The 20,122-nt window shown below is 50.1% G+C and carries 13 protein-coding genes and 1 pseudogene; 12 read left to right on the top strand and 2 right to left on the bottom strand.

The window, feature by feature from the left end:
• The 11 genes and pseudogenes from NW212_RS13105 to NW212_RS13055 all read left to right on the top strand — a co-directional run.
• Window positions 1-470: pseudogene (locus NW212_RS13105) on the top strand (hypothetical protein); the annotation flags it as partial.
• Window positions 471-476: 6 nt separating this feature from the next.
• Window positions 477-920 (top strand): hypothetical protein, encoded by a 444-nt coding sequence (locus NW212_RS13100; protein WP_258339087.1) that lies wholly within the window; start codon window positions 477-479, stop codon window positions 918-920.
• On the top strand, window positions 920-2,428 hold the full coding sequence (locus NW212_RS13095; protein WP_258339086.1) for an O-antigen ligase family protein: 1,509 nt from the start codon (window positions 920-922) through the stop codon (window positions 2,426-2,428). Before NW212_RS13100 ends, NW212_RS13095 begins: the two co-directional genes overlap by 1 nt.
• 481 nt (window positions 2,429-2,909) lie before the next feature.
• The gene (locus NW212_RS13090) at window positions 2,910-3,821 is read left to right on the top strand and encodes a phosphatidylinositol-specific phospholipase C (protein WP_258339088.1); all 912 of its coding nucleotides are present in this window, start codon (window positions 2,910-2,912) and stop codon (window positions 3,819-3,821) included.
• Window positions 3,822-4,029: 208 nt separating this feature from the next.
• Window positions 4,030-7,176, top strand: coding sequence for a TonB-dependent receptor (locus tag NW212_RS13085; RefSeq protein WP_258339085.1), 3,147 nt, complete (start codon window positions 4,030-4,032; stop codon window positions 7,174-7,176).
• A gap of 26 nt (window positions 7,177-7,202) precedes the next feature.
• Window positions 7,203-8,837, top strand: a complete 1,635-nt coding sequence (locus tag NW212_RS13080; RefSeq protein ID WP_258339084.1) for a RagB/SusD family nutrient uptake outer membrane protein — start codon at window positions 7,203-7,205, stop codon at window positions 8,835-8,837.
• 94 nt (window positions 8,838-8,931) lie between these two features.
• Window positions 8,932-11,823: a GH92 family glycosyl hydrolase gene (locus NW212_RS13075; RefSeq protein WP_258339083.1), complete on the top strand. Its 2,892-nt coding sequence runs from the start codon at window positions 8,932-8,934 to the stop codon at window positions 11,821-11,823.
• A 38-nt stretch (window positions 11,824-11,861) separates the two neighbouring features.
• Window positions 11,862-12,734, top strand: coding sequence for an endonuclease/exonuclease/phosphatase family protein (locus NW212_RS13070; protein WP_258339082.1), 873 nt, complete (start codon window positions 11,862-11,864; stop codon window positions 12,732-12,734).
• A 34-nt stretch (window positions 12,735-12,768) separates the two neighbouring features.
• The gene (locus tag NW212_RS13065; RefSeq protein WP_375337996.1) at window positions 12,769-13,902 is read left to right on the top strand and encodes an alkaline phosphatase; all 1,134 of its coding nucleotides are present in this window, start codon (window positions 12,769-12,771) and stop codon (window positions 13,900-13,902) included.
• 45 nt (window positions 13,903-13,947) lie between these two features.
• Window positions 13,948-15,414 carry a glycoside hydrolase family 125 protein gene (locus NW212_RS13060; protein WP_258339080.1) on the top strand — a complete coding sequence of 489 codons (1,467 nt, stop codon included), beginning with the start codon at window positions 13,948-13,950 and terminating at the stop codon, window positions 15,412-15,414.
• Window positions 15,415-15,447: 33 nt separating this feature from the next.
• Window positions 15,448-16,887, top strand: a complete 1,440-nt coding sequence (locus NW212_RS13055) for a PA14 domain-containing protein (RefSeq protein ID WP_258339079.1) — start codon at window positions 15,448-15,450, stop codon at window positions 16,885-16,887.
• Between the two features lie 166 nt (window positions 16,888-17,053).
• Here NW212_RS13055 and mnmA read toward each other — a convergent pair whose 3' ends face one another.
• Both mnmA and NW212_RS13045 read right to left on the bottom strand, forming a co-directional pair.
• A complete protein-coding gene (gene mnmA / locus NW212_RS13050; RefSeq protein WP_258339078.1) occupies window positions 17,054-18,184 on the bottom strand; it encodes a tRNA 2-thiouridine(34) synthase MnmA in 1,131 nt (376 codons plus the stop codon).
• Between the two features lie 24 nt (window positions 18,185-18,208).
• Window positions 18,209-18,991 (bottom strand): 4Fe-4S binding protein, encoded by a 783-nt coding sequence (locus tag NW212_RS13045; protein WP_258339077.1) that lies wholly within the window; start codon window positions 18,989-18,991, stop codon window positions 18,209-18,211.
• A 98-nt stretch (window positions 18,992-19,089) separates the two neighbouring features.
• On the opposite strand from NW212_RS13045, the gene ruvB reads away from it, so the two are divergent.
• Window positions 19,090-20,115 (top strand): Holliday junction branch migration DNA helicase RuvB, encoded by a 1,026-nt coding sequence (gene ruvB, locus NW212_RS13040; protein WP_258339076.1) that lies wholly within the window; start codon window positions 19,090-19,092, stop codon window positions 20,113-20,115.
• Window positions 20,116-20,122: the final 7 nt, after the last annotated feature.

Here is a 20,122-nt window from a genome sequence, read left to right as displayed (position 1 = left end):
ACGTGATTGCGAAAATAGAAAAGAGTGGGATAATTGTACTTTGTAATGAATTTTTCAATAAACCAGAATTGTCAGATATAGACAGGTTGGCAACAATGTGGCATGAGATGTACCATTTTGATCATAAGCATTATGGAAAGGAGCATGAAGCAACTCCTTTTGACAAAGTTGGAATGGAACCTGTGAATTTGATAGATAGAGTTCCTCCGGCAATAAAGGCTTTTTTGGAGGAAAAAGCAAACAATGAACTTGGAGGAACTGGCATTACTTCTGATATGATTGAATCTTCATGGCAAAATGAGTTGCTGATTTATAAGCATCTTTCTATTGAATATAATCAGAATGAGGTTGAGACATATAGGGCAGAAAGAATAGAGTTTCCCGATTCTGAGGTTTCAGAATATTATAAGAATTATCGTGACTATTTAGAGTGGAAATCAAGTGCAATATTGGATGAACTTAAAAAATAATGTGGTATGAAAAAGTATTATTTAGTGGTATTCTTAATTGCTGTTATCATTCCTGGTTACGGTGTAGCCCAAGAGGTTGGGATTGACATGTCATACGACAGGTATAGGAATAAGCTGACCCTTGTTCTGATAAACAAGAGTGATAAAGAACTTTGGGTGCGCAACCAGTCTTCGCTGGATGAATGGTCAGGCAGTCTGGTTGAAATGTTTTATGAAACGAAAGACGGTGATTCGATGCATACCCCATTCAGTTTGTTCGAGTATGATATGATGAATAGGAAACCTGTTGTTTTAAAGGTTCTTCCTCCTTATGGGAAGCTGGAGCGTACTTTTGATTTCTCATTAACATTCGTGCATGTTCTTAAAAAAGCAAATGTTTGTTTGACGATGCTCTGTAAGAAGGAAGGTAAAATTGAACACCTGTTTCAGGAAAAAGAGTTTGTGTTTTGATGAGCAGTCTTGTTTTGCGGAGCGGCGGAATGCCGCTCCTGCTTCTCTGTCTGCTGGCATGTTTCCATCGGGATGTTTCGGTAGACATGTCCTCTTTGTGGCGGACGGGAGCGGCTGTATCCGTCTATCTTGCTGTCCGGCTGTTCCCGGAGCGGCATCGCTGTCTGCTGCTTTATGGCTTTGTCCTTTGGGGACTGGTTGAAAGCGTGGTGGCGATGTTTCAGCAGACCGGTCTGCTGGAGAGCAACCACCGTGCGTTTGACGTGACGGGCACGTTCGGCAATCCCGGTCCGCTGGGCGGCTTGTTGGGAATGGCGGGTGTGTTGGCTTTGGGCATGGCTTGCGGACGATGGAGGCGGAGTGGAAAGCCGGCTATGTGGATCGTGCTGCCGGCAGCAGTTATTCTTTGCGGCTTGTCGCTTTCCGGTTCGCGTGCCGGATGGATGGGCATACTGGCGGGAGTTGGCGTGCTGTGCGGCAGTGCCTTTCATTTCAGTAGGAGGACATATATTATAGGGGTGCCAGTTCTGTGTCTGTGTGCGGTCGGGCTGTATTTCCTGAAGCCTGCTTCTGCGGACGGCCGTCTGCTGATATGGTATAACACTTTAGTGATGTGGGCGGACAACCCTCTCTTCGGGACGGGCACGGGCGGATGGCTGGCGAACTACATGCACTTTCAGGCGGATTTCTTTGTGCTCCATCCCGTGTCATCCTGGGGAATGCTGGCCGACAATGCGGTCTGTCCGTACAACGAGTTCCTGCGCATCGCTGCGGAACAGGGGCTGCTGGGGCTGGTCCTGGTCGGATGGATGCTTTGCGAATGGCTCCGTTATCCGTCCGTCACGTGGGAGGACACTTGCCTGAAAGGGATGCTGGCGGCATTCCTTGCGTTCGCCTTCTTCTCCTATCCGCTGGATGTCTTTTCCCTGACGCTGGCATTCGCTGCAATGTCCGGAATGATGAGAAGCCGTCCGCTGAAAGTGTTCCGACTGCCTTCGCGCGTGAAATATGCTTTGGGGGGAGTCGGTCTTTTTGCTGTTCTGTCTGTTTCGTTGTGGTCGTACCGGATATATAGGGATGCGCTGTCCGACTGGAGCCTGTTTCCTTTCTTTCGTCACAGTTCGGAGATCATGGATATCTGTGCACAGACCGGAAGATTTAAGGAACATGCACCGCAAAAGGAACTTGAACTGCTGGAGGAGACGGCACGGATAATCCCGACGGTGGAAACCTATTGCGCTATGGGACGTATTCATGAAAGGAAAGGCGACTATGGAAGAGCGGAGGCCTGCTACCGTGAAGCCGCTGACATGATTCCCTCACGGATAACGGCCAAGTATCATCTGTTCAATCTGTATCTGGCACGGAAGGATACGGCTTCCGCCGTCCGTATCGGAAAGGAATTGTTAAACCGGCCGGTAAAGGTGGAGGGTACGAAAACATTGCGGATGAAAGGGGAGGTCAGGAGGGAGTTACAGATAGTATTGCAAAGAGGTAGGCAGAGATAAAAGTGGAAAATTTTGTATAAAATGAATTCGGCAAACAGATGGGACTTTCTGTTGTTGTGCCTGTCTTTGGGCTTGAGATTGTAAGTATAAATAGTTTTATTAATGTTCGCAAAATGCCAGAAAAGGAGCTATGCCTTCAACAGGAATTAATGCCAATAGTGCAGTGAAAGTTCTGACTTTGAACTTCCTTTAACTCCTTGAAAGAACTTCTTTTTGCTCCATATTGTAAAATGCGAATATTCATTAGATACATAATGTATAGAGTCTATGTTTGGATGCAGGGCTGCCGTCCCCCTCCTAAAGCGGGCATTAAAGAAGCTTAGACAATAATTGTGCAAAGGAGGATTAATTTGCATGTTTTGTAGCATTGGCTGGTAATTTTCTTCTAACTTTGCGGCAAGATTTTTAATGCCTAACTTTCATGAAACAATTGTTTTTGCTGTTGGTATCCATGGCTTTTTTCATAACCTCTTTATGCAGTATGACGCTCCGGGCGCAAACTGCCGGCGCATGTTTTCCGTCTGTTCCGAAACGGCTAGAGTGGATGAGAACCCTTCCGGATTCTACTCCCGTGTGCAAGTTGTCCATCCCCGGCACACATGACAGCGGTGCCTGCTATGGCGGCCTTTCCTTGCAGACGCAGGGGACGGACATTCCTGCCCAGTTGCGTCAGGGCATACGCGCCTTTGACATCCGTTTGCAGGAGAAAGACGGGAAGTTGGGCGTGTATCACAGTACGGCTTTTCAGCGGCTCTATTGGGAAACAGATGTGCTGCCGGCTTTCCTCCGTTTCTTGCAGAAGTATCCGTCCGAAATGCTGGTCGTGTCGCTGAAGCGTGAAGGCGGTCGGGCAGAAGCGTATGCTTCGTTGCTGTCGGCCTCGCTGACCGATCCGGTCTATCGCACTTATTGGGTAGACAGCTTCCGTCCGGGGCTGACTTTGGGCGACTGCCGGGGAAAGATACTTTTCCTGCATCGTGACAAGGCTTTGGAACGCTATCCGGGAGCGGCTTGTACCGGTTGGGCAGATGATGCTACCTGTACTCTGGTCTTGTGCGACAAGGATGGGCAGGAGGGTACTGCTTTGCTCCAGGATGAATACCAATATGCGTCTGAACATGAAGCGGACCAAAAGATAGCGGTTTGTATCCGCAATTTGGATGCCGTGGCGGCTGAACCGGATGTCTCTCGCCGGTGGGGCATTTCATTTGCCAGTGCTACAGGGCTGCCTTCTGGTACTCCCCAAGCTTTTGCCGACCAGGTCAATGCGGCTTTAGCTGTGCACCTTAAAGAGGGTGGAGGAGCTCGTCGGGGCATTGTCTTCATTGATTTTGTGGGGCAGGCAGATGGCGCCAGGCTAGTATCCTTGCTGATAAATGGCAACTTGCAATAGATGATGATATATATCGGGAGGGGTGTTACGGATGGCATTGGAGCACATTCGTTGCCATCCGAGATTTCTATATAACCTATCATGAAGAACACATACGAATCGTTCCGTCTGTAACGAATAGATTACCTTGTTGTAATATTGGTGTAACGCTGTTTTTGAATCTTTGCAAACGCTTTAGAAAAAGTGTTATAACTCTAAATTAAAAGAAATGGAACGATTAAATCTAAGATTCTGCCGAACATTCTTGATTCTTTTGCTGGGAATGTTTGTGTCAGTTGGGGCGTTTGCCCAAAAGATCTCTGTGACAGGAATTGTAAAGGACCAAACCGGATTGCCCATCATCGGCGGTAATGTGCTGGTGAAAGGAACTGCAATGGGTGTCATCACTGACATTGACGGCAAATTCACTGTCTCTGCCAATAAGGGTGACATTTTGGTCATCAGCTATGTGGGTTTCACTACGCAAGAAGTCCCGGTCAGTGAGAAACCTTTGAATATCATTTTACAAGAAGATAACGAGATGCTGGAGGAGGTGGTCGTATTGGGTTATGGTGCCCAGACCCGCAAGCAGGACTTGTCTGCCTCCGTAGGTATCGTAGACAATACGGACGAACTGGCTGTCCGCCCCGTGACTTCCACGGAAGGCATGTTGCAAGGCCAGCTGCCCGGTGTGACCATCACGTCCAACGGCGGTGATCCGACGTCCACGCCCAATATTGTTATTCGTGGTCAAGGTTCTCAAAATGGAGATAACGTGCTGTGGGTAGTAGACGGTGTGCCCGGTGCACCTATTTCTTCTATGAACGATATTGAGAGCATCGTAGTCTTGAAAGACGCTGCCTCTGCCGCTATCTATGGAGCCCAGTCCGGTGCTGGCGGCGTTATTCTGGTGACGACCAAGAAGGCCAAAGTGGGTGCTCCTTCCGTATCATATGACGGTGTGTTCGGCATCCGTCAGGCCACGAATCTGATTGAGCCGCTGAATGCCGAGCAGGAGTTGTGGATGCGCCAGCAATCGTATGCCAATGCAGGCATGACCTTGCCGACCGGTTGGGATGCGGAGCGCAACCCGTGGATTGCGACCACCCGCACAGACTGGATGGATGCTATCTTCCGAACAGCTTTCTACCAGCGTCATAACGTAGCTCTGAACGTGGGTACGGAAAACTTTACCAACCGCGTCTCCTTTTCCTACAACAACGACCAAGGTGTCCTGATCAACACCTATAAAAAAGACTTGACCATGCGCTACAACGGCAAGATCAAGCTGAACAAGTGGGTGACCGTTACCGAGGACTTCGTTTGGAAGAACTCTGACAGCCGTAGCAAGGACACTGAGAACGACGCTTATACTGGCCCTATCCTGTCTGCAATTTATATGCCGGCCAGTGCCACCATTCGCAATCCGCTGGACGGAAGCTGGGGCGGTGTGACAACGGAAGATCCGGACTACATCGCCCAATATGGTTCTAACTTCGCAGACGCTCACGGTGACGTGGTGAATCCTGTCCGCTTGCTGGAAGCTGAAAACCGATACAACAAGACCAGCGATTTGTGGAGCACCACAACGCTGGAAATTGCCAACGTGATTCCCGGTCTGAAATTTACCAGCCGCTTCACGTACAACTTGGCCTCCAACCTTTACAAGAACTTCAATCCGAGCGTAGATGAACCGGGTAAGCCGGACAGTTCAAACACGCTGACTGAAACGACTTATCGCTCGGACCAGTGGAAGACGGAGAACACATTGACGTATGACAATGGCTTCGGCAAACATACCGTGGGTGCTTTGCTCTCCACAACCGCTGATCACTATTCACTTCGCGGTTTGGATGTAACCGGTAACGGTCTTGCCGATGAATCTGCCTATCTGCAATATCTGGCCTATGCTTCCAGCATTTCGGCAAATGATTATCTGACTGGTCCGGACGCCAATGTATCCGTCATTGCCCGTGCTGCTTATTCGTATGATGACCGCTATTTTGTGACAGCTTCCTGGCGTCGTGACTATGCCGGCCGTCTGCCGAAGGAGAATAATTACGGCGATTTCCCCGCTGTGACGGCTGCCTGGAAAATTTCGAACGAAAAGTTTTTCCATAAGAGTGACCTCATCAGCATGCTGAAGCTGCGTGCTTCTTGGGGACGTGTAGGTAATCTGGGTTCTATCGGTTACAACTACAAATCTGCCCTGCTGAGCCAAGGTCTCTACACAGAGCAAGCCCAATACGGTCCGGAATCCAATACCATTTGGAATACATTCATCTATAATGGAACGGCCTTGAATCCAGATTTGACTTGGGAAACGTCTGAGCAGTGGGACTTGGGTCTTGACCTGTCGATGTTCAACGACCGATTGGCCGTATCTATGGACTATTTTGACAAGCGCACATTCAATCTGATCCAGTCCCAAACTATGAACTGGCCGAATACCATCGGTATTGATGCCATGCTGGTCAATTTGGGTGAAGTCCGCAACCGCGGTTTTGAACTTTCTATTGGTTGGAGCGATAAGGTCAACAAGGATTGGTCTTACTTTGTGAATGGTAACTTCTCGTATCTGAAGAACTGGGTTTCCGACATCGGTGTGAAGAACGCTGACGGCACGCCGGGCGTTTGGACTAGCGACACGCAATTCCGCAACCTGCCTTACTTCTATCAGACGGCAGAGGGCGAGCCTCTGAACTCGTTCTACCTGATCAAGACGGACGGCATCTTCCAAAGCGATGAAGAAGCAGCAGCCTATGTGGACAAGAACGGCAACCGCATCCAGCCCGAAGCACAAGCCGGCGACCTGAAGTTTGTAGATGCTAACGGCGATGGACAGATTACGGATGAAGACCGCCAGTATTTGGGCAGCGCTACGCCAAAGACCACGTTTGCTTTCTCCTTTGGCTTCAACTGGAAGAAGCTTTCATTCAGTGCCATGTTTCAAGGTGTGGGCGGTGCTAAGGCTGCTTACGTGGGTAAGTATATGCTGTTGAGTGATGTGGAAGGCAACTTCAACCGCTCCAGCGAAATTCTGGATGCCTGGAGCCCCACGAACACGGGTTCCGATATTCCCCGTCTGTCCAAGAACGACCCGAACGGCAATTTCAGCACGCCGTCTGACTGGTACTTGGAGAATGCTTCTTATCTGCGTCTGAAGAACGTGACGGTATCTTACGATTTGACAGACGTGCTCCGCAAGTGGTCTCACGCCAGCGAGCGCAACAGCAGTCTCTCTCTCTTCTTAAGCGGCGAGAACTTGGCGACTTTCACTTCCTACTCCGGTATGGACCCCGAGTGCGGTGGCTGGGATGCCTTGAAATACCCGGTATCGCGTGTATTCTCTCTGGGTGTGAAACTGACTTACTAATCTTTACTAACGAAGAAACTTAAATTATGAAAAAGAATATATTGCTTTTTGCCATGGCTGCCTTGTTGCTGACTACTTCATGCAGCGATTTCCTGGATGTGCAGCCTGAAGGGAATGCGACCACAGACCAGTATTTCATGAATGATCAGCAGGCCATCGATGCTGTGGATGCCTTGTACGAGCGATTCCATCAGGAAGCTCTCTATGGGCGCGAACTGTTTTGGGAACAAGGCGGTGCCTGTGACGTAGTGTGGGGAAGAACACGTAACTATAATACATTGGCCACCCTGCAGTATACAGGTGATGAAGAGCCTTTGCGTACCACGTTTGAAACCTTGTACCGTGTGATGGCCCGCTCTAATTGGGTTATTGAACAGTTGCTGAACAAGCAGGCTTCCACCGAATTGAGCGAAGTGGAAAGCCGCAGTTTAGGTGAAGCCTATTTTGTACGTGCCTGGTCGCACTTCCTGGTTGCTTACCGTTACGGTTTGGATACACAGGGTGTACCTTTCGTGCGTTACGAGGATTTCCCCGATGGGTATGATAACTCTATTCCGCCTCAGCGTGAATCGGTGATGGAGAACTATCGCCTGATTCTCGAAGATCTGGACAACGCCATTACCTACCTGCCTCGCTTTGAAGAGTATGATGAGGCTAACAGAGGCCGTGCTCACGATGCCGCTGCTGTAGCTTTTAAAGTGAAAGTGAATGCCTATTGGGCTACTTGGGACGCTTCTAAATGGCAGGATGTCATCAATCTGGTCAATGAACTGGAAACCACATATGGCCGCGATTTGGCCGGATCGCTGAATGAGTTCTTCTCCTCTGACTTCAATAACTATTGGAATAAAGAATATTTGTGGTCTATCCCCGGTAACGGCGGTGACTTGGGAGGTGGTTCCGAGTTTCCGGGTATCATTCTGGAAAATAAAGGCTGGGGCGTCTACAACGGTTGGGGACAGAACAAGCCTTCGTATGATATCTTTGAAGAGATGCTGAAGGATGGTGAAGGCAACGACCGTATCGTGCGTTCCATTTTGGAATACGGACAGGAATTCCAATTTTGGGGAGAGACTATGCGTTTCTATTCCACTTCTGATGTTGAAGCCGGCTTTATGATTAACAAGTATATGGATCCGTTCAAGTATGCTGATGCTGACCAGGTCGGATATGTCAACACGAACGGAAACTGGCCTACAGCCCGTATTAATTTCCCGGTTATCCGTTTTGCTGAAATGCTGTTATTCCGTGCCGAGGCCTTCCTGATGACTGATCAGGCTCAATTGGCCACGAATGATATCAACCGCATCCGTGAACGCTCCAACCTGACTCCGTTGGATCACACGGCTACGATGACTGATCTCTACCACGAACGCCGTTGCGAATTGGCTTTCGAGTTCACAGACCACCTGTTCGACTTGAAGCGTTGGCATCGTTCGAACAATGCCGAAATCAAGGCGCTGGCCGCTGCCGAACTGAATGCTCATCCGCGTGTACGTCATTATGAAGACCGGATGGATCCGGATTCTCCTTGCGAGGTAGCACCTTACGAGGACTACTTGAACAAGGCTACGTATGACGACCACCTGATGGTATTCCCCTATCCTTCGATTGAGATTACCAATTCCAACGGTCAGTTGCATCAGAATCCGGAATATTAATTAAATATATCCATAAAATAGAGATCCTGCAAGGACGGGGGACTATCATCCCTTTCCTTGCAGACTTTCCCATGGAATTAATCCAAGTAAGCTGATGAGAACAAATATTCTTGTAGGTGCTGCTCTTGTACTTGCTCTTTGCTTGGCTTGCACGTCGGAGAGGCAGGTGAATGTAGACTATGTAGATCCGTTCATCGGAACGGGCTTCCACGGACATACCTACCCGGGAGCCACGGTACCTCATGGCGCTGTACAACTCAGTCCTGACACCCGTGTCGGAAACTGGGATGCCTGCGCCGGTTATCATTACAGCGACCAGACGTTGAAAGGCTTTTCGCACACCCACCTCAGCGGTACGGGTTGCATTGATCTGGGCGACCTGTTGTTCCGCCCCACCACCCAAAAAATCAATCTGAAGGCTGACACCATTTATCGGGCAGCTGCTTTCTCCCACCAGAATGAAGAGTCAACTGCCGGCTACTATGCTGTGACGCTGGCCGATGAACATATCAAGGCCGAGTTAACCGCTACCACTCACACGGGCGTACACCGTTATACCTTTCCCATGGATGGCGAGGCAAATATCATTGTGGACTGGACGCATCTGCTGGACAATGAGCACATCTATGAAGCATCTCTGACTCAAACTGCAAAAAATGAACTAACCGGCATGCGCTGTACTCGCGGCTGGACAGACAACCAGTATATCTATTTCACGGCCCAATTCTCCAAGCCTTTCCGCTCCGTGGAACTGGGCAAGGACGGGCAAGTGGCTGTGCTCTCTTTTGACGCTTCCGACCCGAACCCCGTCGTGGCTAAAGTCGGCATTTCGACGGTGAGCGTGGACAATGCCCGCCAGAACTTGAAAGCCGAGATGAAAGACTTTGACTTTGATGCCGTGCGTGCCGCTGCTCGCAGCCAATGGGAGCAGGCACTCTCCGTCATCCAGGTAGAAGGAGGAACGGAAGCCGAACTGACCAACTTCTACACTGCCTTGTATCACGTTCTGGTGGTACCCAACACAGTGAGTGATGTCAACGGACAATACCGCCGGCACAACATGGAAATCGGCCAACTCCCCAAAGGGCAGGTACGCTACAACACGTTCTCCCTGTGGGACACTTTCCGCGCCTGGAATCCGTTGATGACATTGATAGACACCACGCTGGTCAATGCAATGGTCAACTCCTTCCTCGACATTTACGATGCTTCAGGCGAACTGCCCATCTGGTCGCTTTCTGCTGGAGAAACAGGTACAATGATTGGCTATCATTCTGTTTCCGTCATTGCTGATGCCTACCTGAAGGGCATCCGCGGCTTTAATGTGGAGAAAGCTTTGGAAGCTATGACTGTTTCGGCCGAGAAGAACGGGAAGGGAGCTGACTACTATGTGAAGAACGGTTTCATCCCCGCTAACACCAAGAAGGAATCCATCTCCTGCCTGCTGGAATTCGCTTATGATGACTGGTGCATCGCCCAAATGGCCAAAGCCATGGGGCGCACTGATGTGTATGCCACTTTCATCGAGCGTTCGCAAAACTACATCAACGTTTTTGACGGATCCACCCGCTTCTTTCGTCCTAAACGCGAGGACGGCAATTGGGAAACGCCCTTCAATCCTGTAGAGGTGGGTCGAGCTTACACTGAGGCTACGGCTTGGCAATACCGCTTCTTTGTGCCGCACGATGTGAACGGCATGATACAGCTCTTTGGCGGCATGCACCAGTTTACGGCCGATTTGGATTCCATCTTCACTGTCACCCAGCAAGTGGACGGTGATTTGGTGGACATCACAGGCCTTATCGGACAATACGTGCACGGAAATGAGCCGAGTCATCACATCGCTTACTTATATGATTATGTAGGCCAACCATGGAAGACGCAACAGATGACGCGCCGTTTGTTGAATGAAATGTATCAACCCACCCCTGAAGGCACCATCGGCAACGAGGACTGTGGACAGATGTCGGCTTGGTACATCCTCTCGGCACTGGGCTTCTACTCCGTTTGTCCGGGTACAAGTGAATTTGCCCTTACCACTCCGCTTTTCGAAAAGGCTGTGATGACTTTGGCTAACGGCAAGACACTGACCGTCACGGCCAACAATCCCAGCAAAAATATCTACATTGACAAGGTGGAACTGAATGGCAAGGCTATCGATGTAAACTACGTCACCTATGCCCAACTGATGGAAGGCGGTGAACTGCACTTCACCCTGACCGACCAGCCCAACATTCAGCGCGGTACATCTGCCGAGGATGCCCCGTATTCTTATACGAACGATGCCACGGTTTCCATTCCTTATGTGGACAAGGACCTGAATCTCTTTTTAGACAAGGTGAACGTGACGTTGGCTACGACCACAGTCGGTGCCCGAATTCATTATACTTTGGACGGCACCGAACCGACTGAAGCCTCGTCTGTTTACAGCCAGCCCATTGAGCTGACTAGCACCACGTTGCTGAAGGCCAAAGGCTTCAAGAAAGGATTTCGTCCCAGCCGCACGCTCTCCATCGAAGCCACCAAAGCGGAACTGAACCCGGCCCTGTCTGTGCAACCTACAAAGAACGGCACATCCTATCAATACTATGAAGGCTTGTACCAATGCGTGGCCGACATAGCCAAAACCCGTATGCTGGAGCAAGGCATTTTGTCTGAACCGTCCATTGAAAGCGCGAAGCAGACAGACCATTTTGCTTTCATCTTCACAGGTTATCTCAATGTGCCGGAAGACGGGGTCTACACGTTTATGACCCGCTCGGACGACGGCAGCGTGCTTTACATCGACAACACGCTGGTAGTGAATAACGACGGCTCTCATGCTGCCATTTCCGCTACGGGAATGATTGCTCTTCGGAAAGGTTTCCATGCTTACAAACTGATGTATATTGAGGATTATGAAGGCGAGCATCTCAGTTGGGCTTGGCAATTGCCGTCGGCTGAAAAACTGGAACAAATTCCCGCCTCGGCCTTATTTGTAAAATAAAGAATGGATTAACTTTGCAAATGTAAACTGAATGGAATATGAAGAAGATTTATTTGATGCTCTTGCCGTTCCTGGCTGCTGCATGCAGCAGCCAGGGCGGTCAGCAGACCGCCGTACAGATAGACGCGCCTGTCAACGTGATGACGTTCAACGTCCGTTATGACAATCCGAATGACAGTCTGAACAATTGGAACTACCGCAAGGACCGCGTGGCTAATGCCATCCGCTTCTACGATGCGGATATCGTAGGCACTCAAGAGGTGCTGCACAACCAGATGGAAGACCTCCGCCAACGTTTGCCGGGCTATGAATCCATCGGCGTAGGTCGCGAGGACGGCAAGGAAGTCGGTGAGTACAGTGCCTTGTGGTATCGTAAAGATCGATTTACCGAAAAGGAAAGCGGCTGGTTTTGGTTAAGCGAAACACCCGAAGTGGTCGGATCGAAGGGCTGGGACGGTGCCTGCGAACGCATTGCCACTTGGGCCAAGCTGCAGGACAGGCTGACGGGCAAAGAACTCTTCGTGATGAACACGCATTTGGACCATGTGGGTGTCGCTGCCCGCCGTGAAGGAGTCAAGCTGTTGCTGGACAAGATTCAGGAACTGGGTGGTAGCCATCCGGTGATTCTGACAGGCGATTTTAATGCCGAGCCGGAATCGAACGTTATCAGGCAAGTGACTGATACGACCAATCCCGAACACTTGACCGATGCACGCACCGTTGCCGACTTGGTCTACGGTCCGAATTGGACATTCCATGATTTTGGCAGCATCCCCTACGGGCATCGTGAGCGCATTGACTATATCTTCGTAAAGAACGGCTTGGAAGTGCTGAAGTATGGCATCTTGGCTGAAACCGAGGGCGATGCCTACTTGTCCGACCATGCACCGGTGTTGGTGAGTGTGAAGTAAAAAACTTAAAAAGACGATTGTAATGAACAGAATAATGAATCGCTGCCTCGTAACAGCTTTAGCACTGGTATTGGTACCCGGTGTTATGTTGGCGCAAGATCGCCGCGACAAAGAACAGACTTACGTCATGGAACACCCGTATAAGGTGACCAAGATAACCCCTCCGCAAGGCAAGAAGGTGAAGAATGTTATCCTGATGATAGGCGATGGCATGAGCCTGATGCACGTCTACTCTGCCTGGACGGCCAACCGCGGCAAGCTCTTCCTGACTGATAACTGCCAGGCCGTGGGTCTTTCGAAGACCTATTGTGCTGACCGCCTGATTACTGACTCCGGCGCAAGCGGCACAGCTATGGCTATCGGACAGAAGACTTTGTATCATGCTGTCGGTGTGGACACATTGGGCAATCCACAACCGTCCTTGGTCAATTTGGCTGCCGACAAGGGCTTATCCACTGGTATTGTCGTGACCTGCCGTCTGTGGGATGCCACTCCGGCTGACTTCTGCTGTCACAATATCGACCGTGACCAGGAAGAAGCCATTGTGGCCGATTATGTGAACAGCCCTGTGCAGTATGTTTTCGGCGGAGGTGCCAAGCTATTCAAAAATCGCAAGGACGGCCGTGATCTCTTTACCGAACTTCGCGCTAAGGGCTACCAGATGCCTAAAACGTGGGAGGAGCTGGCCCAAATCAGGAGTGGCAAGGTATTCACTGTGCCTTATGAGGTGGATGCTCCCGTGCCTGCTGAACGCGGTGATATTCTGGCCCGTGCCTCGTTGAAGGGCATTGACTTGCTGGATCAGAACAAGAAGGGTTTCTTTATGATGATTGAGGGTTCTCAGCTGGACGATTACGGACACTTCAATGACTTGAACATGCTGATGCAAGAGATGCATGATTTCGATCGCACCATCGGTGCTATCTATGAATGGGCAGCCCGTGACGGCGAAACGCTGGTCATCGTTACAGCTGACCATGAAACGGGTGGTCTGACCCTTGTGGGCGGCGAGCTGAAGGAAGGTAAGATTGTGGGCAAGTTTTCCACTGGTGACCACAGTGGTGTAATGGTGCCTGTTTATGCTTTTGGCCCTGGTGCTGAAGAATTCACTGGCATTTATGAAAACAGTGACATCTTCCATAAGATTAAGAAGTTGCTCGGACTGTAATATGGAAATTCATCACAGCTGATTCAACATTTGTTATAAACCTTTATGAAAGCAAATTCCGGCATATCGCGACGCCGCTTCCTCCAGACGGGAGGAGTCGCACTGGCCGCTTTGGCCCTTCATCCGTTTGACTCACTGGCTTCCGTCGGAGCGGCAAACGGTTCATCATCTTACAAATCCCTGCGTCCTGCGCTAGGCAAACGGTGTTTCACATCGAAAGCCGTAGAAGCCGTCATCATTGAAGCTAAATCGAAAATCAAGGACGAGAAGTTGCGCTGGATGTTTGAGAATTGTTATCCCAATACGCTGGACACTACTGTCAAGCACACCATAAAGGACGGTAAACCTGATACTTTCGTTATCACCGGTGACATTCAGGCTATGTGGCTTCGCGATTCTTCTGCCCAAGTGTGGCCTTACTTGTTTCTTATGAAGGATGATGAATCGCTCCGAAGGCTAGTTGAGGGCCTCATCCGTAGACAGACAGCATGTATCTGCATAGATCCCTATGCCAATGCCTTTAATGACGGTCCTCTAGGCAGTTATTGGGAAACGGACCATACGCAGCACATGGCGAAAGAGTTGCACGAGCGCAAGTGGGAGATTGACTCCCTCTGTTATCCCATCCGCTTGGCCTATCGTTATTGGAAGCTGACGGGAGACAGGGCACCTTTCGATGCCCAGTGGCACACGGCCATGACGTTAGTGGTAAAAACGTTCAAGGAACAGCAACGTAAGGATGGATTGGGACCGTATAGTTTTCAGAGAGATTGCGACCGTCCTACGGACTCACAAATCAATAATGGATGGGGTGCTCCGGTGAAGCCTGTCGGACTCATTGTCTCAGCCTTCCGCCCTTCAGACGATGCCACGCAATATGGCTTCCTCGTGCCTTCTAATATGTTTGCCGTTGTTTCTCTGCGTCAATTGGCAGAGATGGAACTAAAGATTCGCGGTGACGAAACCTTTGCCTCGGAATGTCAGATGCTTGCTGAAGAGGTGGACGAAGCCATTCGCCGGCATGCGATTGTCAATCACCCTGTTTGTGGTCGTATTTATGCCTTTGAGGTGGACGGCTACGGTAACGCGCTATGCATGGATGATGCCAACGTGCCTAGCTTGCTGGCTGCACCTTACTTAGGCTATTGCTCAATTAAGGATGTTATCTACCGTAATACCCGCAAGATGATTTGGAGCGGCAACAATCCTTACTTCTTTCACGGCAAAGCGGGCGAAGGTGTGGGCGGTCCGCATGTGGGATTGAACTATGCTTGGCCTATGAGCCTTATCATGAAGGCTTTTACTACAGATGACCCGGATGAAATTTATACTTGTCTGCGAATACTCCGTAATACGGATGGCAATACCGGTTTCATGCACGAGTCCTTTCATGTGGATGATGCGAAGGACTTTACTCGTTCCTGGTTTGCATGGACCAATACATTGTTTGGCGAACTGGTTCTGCACATCATACACAAATACCCGGAGTTGTTGTCAGAAACGTTGGAATAACCGATTAGTTATTATCCTTAATTCAATGTAATAATGAAAAAAATGGTTCTTTTTTTGTTCATGCTGGCGTTGGTGTTGTCCGGTGCGAGCCAAACCCGTAAGACGTTCTCCTTTCAGAATGGCAAGTTTAAAGTGGTCCAATTCACAGATCTGCATTGGACACCCCAGTCAATAGGATGTGACGATACTGAGGCCACTATCCGTACAGTATTAGAAGCCGAGAAACCCTCGTTGGCCGTGTTGAGCGGTGATGTGGTGACCGATGAACCTGCCCGTAAAGGCTGGGAAGCTGTAGTGGCCATATTCGATGACCTGAAGATGCCTTTCATTGTGACGATGGGGAACCATGATGCAGAATATATGACCAAAAGCGACATCTACGACCTTTTGTTGCAGTCCCCCTACTATGTAGGCGAGAAAGGGCCGAAAGACATCAAGGGCTGCGGCAACTGCGTACTGCCCGTCTTTGGTACAGACGATAAGGCAGCTGCCTTGCTCTACTTCTTGGATTCCAATGACTATCAGCCTGAGAAACTTTATGGGGCTTATGATTGGATTCATTTTGATCAAATTGTATGGTATCGCAATCAAAGCACCCGCTTCACGCAGGCCAACGGTGGCAGACCGTTGCCCGCCCTGGCCTTCTTTCACATACCCCTGCAGGAATATGCAGAGATTGTGGGCGACGGCAAGACTTATGGTAACAGGCATGAAGGCGTGGCTGGTGCTCGCCTGAATTCCGGTATGTTCACATCTTTCATCGAGATGCAGGATGTGATGGGCGTCTTTGTGGGGCACGACCACAATAACGACTATTTGGGTATTAATAAGAATGTCTTGCTGGCTTTTGGTCGGGTAACGGGCAAGGATGCATATGGCAATTTGAAGCGTGGTGCCCGTGTTATCGAGTTGTATGAAGGACAGCGCAAGTTCAACACCTGGATCACGACACCGGATGGATGCGACCCTACTTATTACTATCCTTCCGGCCTGAATTCGGAGGAAGAAACTTGCATGACCTATTTTTCTGCTTATGATGTAAGGCCCGTCAGGCAAGGTGTGGCTTATGCCTATTACGAGGGAAATTGTGAAAAGACGGCAGACATCGCTGCTTGCAGGAAAGTGAAGGAAGGGACAAAGAAGAACTTTTCCATTATTGAATCGCCTTTGGAAGATCATTTCGCCTACGAATTCCGCACACTGATGCGTATCCCGCAGAAGGGTGTCTATCGTTTTTATACCTATTCGGATGATGGTTCGGTGCTTTACATTGACGGGCATAAGGTAGTGGACAACGATGGTGGTCACAGTGTCGGTCGGGCCGAGGGGAAGATTGCCCTGGATGCAGGTTTTCACGAAGTGCGTGTGCTCTACTTTGAAGACTATATGGGGCAGGCCCTTGAGGTGGGGTTCTGTAGCAAGGACATCTATGAAACAGCCTTGCCTGATGAAATGCTCTATTTGCCCGAGTAAATCGCGGCAGCTGCAGACATATTGGATGTGCTGAGGCGGGTTTCGGGACGATACTCCCGAATCCTCCTGCTGCAAACCATATTAGTAGTAAGGTTTCTTTTATTAATAGGTATATGACTGCACTGAAAGACGGCATGATAACAGTTCAAAAGATTGTTTCCTATGTTCAGCCATTGGCATTGTTGGTTTCTTTTACCAGTTTTTTTACTCCCTGCTGGAAAGCGATGAACCCTCCGCCGAGCACACGATTGTTCTCGTAGAAAACGGCCGACTGGCCTGGTGTGATTGCTGAGGCTTCTCCCAGAAACTTTACCAGCAGATGCGAATCGTTAACCTGTGTAATCTGGCAGGGGATGGGGCGGCTACGGTAACGGATACGCACGGAAAGATTCTGGCACGAAAGCAGTTCGTCCATATCAACGGCATTTACATCTTCTACCAGCATGTATTCGGTTTTCAGCTGTTCGGCGTCTCCGAGTATGACTGTGTTCTTGTTCGGGTTGATTTTCAATACATACATCGGTTTCCCGAGAGCGATCTCAAGTCCTTTCCGCTGACCGACGGTATAGTAGGCAAATCCTTTATGCTGCCCGAGCTTGAGTCCCTTGCTGTCTACGAACCATCCCGGCCCGATCCGCTCGTCAATGTCCGGACAATGTTCTTTCAGAAATTCCCTATAATCCTTGTCGATGAAGCAGATTTCCATGCTTTCTCCGCCTTTTGCTTTCGCTTCAAATCCTTTAGAAGCGAGATATTGCCGCACTTCCGCTTTGGTCATGCCCCCCAGCGGAAAGAGCATCCTTTTCAGAATTTCCTGCGGAAGCTTCCATAGGAAATACGACTGGTCTTTGGCCGGATCATCTCCGGTCACGATATAACGGTTTCCGTTGATGTCCTCCAGCCTGCAATAATGGCCGGTTGCAATCCATGCGCAACCGGTGCGGTCTGCCCATTCGCAGAGAATGCGTTCCTTGAAAAGCGGATTGCACATGACGCACGGGTTGGGAGTGCGTCCGCGCATGTATTCGTCGATGAAATAACGCACGATTACATCCTTGAATTCCTTGCGCACATCGGCCACGTGGTGTTCGATTCCCAGCCGTGCGGCAAGAGCCTGCGCTTCCAGCACGTCATCGGGCTGCTCCTGGCCGGGAACGGAGAAATGCGAAGGGATGTCCCATGTGCGCATGGTTACGCCCACCACTTCATAGCCCTGTTCTTGAAGCATGATGCACACGGAAGAGCTGTCTATGCCTCCGCTCATGCCTACCAATATTCGTTTTTCTTTTTCTGCCATATCTCAATATCTGTTTTTCAAACATCAGAAGAAGACTTCCGGTTCACGGCGGGTATTGAATTTTTCATGCAGTATGGCGGCAAACGGGCTGAAGAAAGTGCGTGCGCGGTTGGGGCACGCTTTTACGCAGGCGCAGCATTTGATGCAGAGGTTCATGTCTGTTTCAATCCGGCTGCCGTCGCCTGCTATGCGGATGGCATGAGTCGGACATGCATCTACGCATTCCCCGCATACAAAGCAGTTGTCTGTACAAGTGGGACAAGCCGGCCTGAAGGGAGGCAGTTCCTTGTAGGGGATGTTTCCTTTTACCTTTAGCGGAGCAACAGCGGCAATCCGTTCCCATTTTTGCAGGCTTTCTTTCCCGAAGTCGCGTGCTTTCTGAAGATCCGTTTCATCGGGCCTGCCTTCCGCTATCGGGAGTTCAGGCGTGCTGTAGCTGTGTTCTCCAACGAAAGCTCCGGCAGAAAGAGGGGTGAAGCCCAGGCTGGCAGCCGCATCATGCAGTTCGATCAGCGCATCTTCGTAATCGCGGTTTCCGTATACGGCAAGCAGAATGGCGGGCGAACCGTTCCCCTTCAGACGTTTCATGCGTTTCAATGCGGCGGGAGCGACTCTTCCTCCGTAAACAGGAGCGGCCAGTATAGTCAGTTCGTTTTTGATTTCGATGGGAGAGGAGCTTTCATCGAATGTAAGGTCTGTTTCAATTCTTCGCGGCATACCGATTCCTTCTCCTACGGCACGCGCTATCTTCTCTGACGTGTGAGTCGGCGAGAAGTAAACGATTCGGGTTGTTGTCAATGGATTCATGATGTCAGCTATTAGTTGTCTTCGGAAAACAAATATACGACAATCCTTCTGTTTTCTTCGCAGATATTCTTAATTTTGCATTGTTTATCTGAAAATGAATGGAAGAAGAGTTTGATATACGAGATTATAAGCCGACCGGAAATGAAAGGGACTTTGAGAATGCGCTCCGTCCTCTCCGGTTTGAAGATTTCAGCGGTCAGGACAAGGTGGTCGATAACTTGCGCATTTTCGTGAAGGCCGCCCGGCTTCGTGCGGAGGCGCTTGACCATGTGCTGCTTCACGGCCCTCCCGGTCTGGGAAAAACCACGTTGAGCAATATCATAGCAAACGAGCTGGGCGTCGGCTTTAAGGTGACTTCAGGCCCGGTGCTTGACAAGCCCGGCGATCTGGCCGGCGTGCTGACCAGTCTGGAACCGAACGATGTGCTTTTTATTGATGAAATCCACCGCCTGAGTCCCGTCGTGGAGGAATATCTGTATTCGGCTATGGAGGATTATCGGATTGATATCATGATTGATAAAGGTCCGTCGGCTCGCAGTATCCAGATTGACCTGAATCCCTTCACGCTGGTAGGAGCCACAACGCGGAGCGGGTTGCTTACGGCCCCCCTTCGTGCCCGTTTTGGAATCAACCTCCATCTGGAGTATTATGACGATTCGGTGCTGTCGCGGATTGTGCTTCGTTCGGCCGGCATCCTGGGAGTTCCTTGCGATACGGACGCTGCCGGAGAAATAGCATCCCGCAGCCGCGGAACGCCTCGTATAGCAAATGCTTTGCTGAGGCGGGTGCGTGATTTTGCCCAGGTGAAAGGCTCCGGACGGATTGACCTGAAGATTGCACGCTATGCGTTGGAGGCGCTTAACATCGACCGGTATGGCTTGGATCAGATTGACAACAAGCTGCTGTGTACGATCATTGACAAGTTCAAGGGAGGTCCGGTGGGTCTGACTACCATTGCCACGGCCTTGGGAGAGGATCCGGGCACGCTGGAAGAAGTGTATGAACCGTTTCTCATCAAGGAAGGTTTCTTGAAACGTACTCCCCGCGGACGTGAAGTGACCGATCTTGCCTACAAGCACTTGGGAAAGAACAAATATACGATAGAACGAACTTTTTTTGACTGAATAAGCC

The organism is Bacteroides sp. ET225 (assembly GCF_024733745.1).
Taxonomy (GTDB): Bacteria; Bacteroidota; Bacteroidia; order Bacteroidales; family Bacteroidaceae; genus Phocaeicola; species Phocaeicola excrementipullorum.
The sequence above is the reverse complement of the archived record's forward strand: the minus strand, read 5'-3'. Positions and strand labels throughout refer to the sequence as shown.

Coding starts and splice junctions, on each gene's coding strand:
- NW212_RS13100 (WP_258339087.1), top strand. CDS start 477: ATGAAAAAGTATTATTTAGTGGTATTCTTAATTGCTGTTATCATTCCT.
- NW212_RS13095 (WP_258339086.1), top strand. CDS start 920: ATGAGCAGTCTTGTTTTGCGGAGCGGCGGAATGCCGCTCCTGCTTCTC.
- NW212_RS13090 (WP_258339088.1), top strand. CDS start 2,910: ATGACGCTCCGGGCGCAAACTGCCGGCGCATGTTTTCCGTCTGTTCCG.
- NW212_RS13085 (WP_258339085.1), top strand. CDS start 4,030: ATGGAACGATTAAATCTAAGATTCTGCCGAACATTCTTGATTCTTTTG.
- NW212_RS13080 (WP_258339084.1), top strand. CDS start 7,203: ATGAAAAAGAATATATTGCTTTTTGCCATGGCTGCCTTGTTGCTGACT.
- NW212_RS13075 (WP_258339083.1), top strand. CDS start 8,932: ATGAGAACAAATATTCTTGTAGGTGCTGCTCTTGTACTTGCTCTTTGC.
- NW212_RS13070 (WP_258339082.1), top strand. CDS start 11,862: ATGAAGAAGATTTATTTGATGCTCTTGCCGTTCCTGGCTGCTGCATGC.
- NW212_RS13065 (WP_375337996.1), top strand. CDS start 12,769: ATGAATCGCTGCCTCGTAACAGCTTTAGCACTGGTATTGGTACCCGGT.
- NW212_RS13060 (WP_258339080.1), top strand. CDS start 13,948: ATGAAAGCAAATTCCGGCATATCGCGACGCCGCTTCCTCCAGACGGGA.
- NW212_RS13055 (WP_258339079.1), top strand. CDS start 15,448: ATGAAAAAAATGGTTCTTTTTTTGTTCATGCTGGCGTTGGTGTTGTCC.
- mnmA (WP_258339078.1), bottom strand. CDS start 18,184: ATGGCAGAAAAAGAAAAACGAATATTGGTAGGCATGAGCGGAGGCATA.
- NW212_RS13045 (WP_258339077.1), bottom strand. CDS start 18,991: ATGAATCCATTGACAACAACCCGAATCGTTTACTTCTCGCCGACTCAC.
- ruvB (WP_258339076.1), top strand. CDS start 19,090: ATGGAAGAAGAGTTTGATATACGAGATTATAAGCCGACCGGAAATGAA.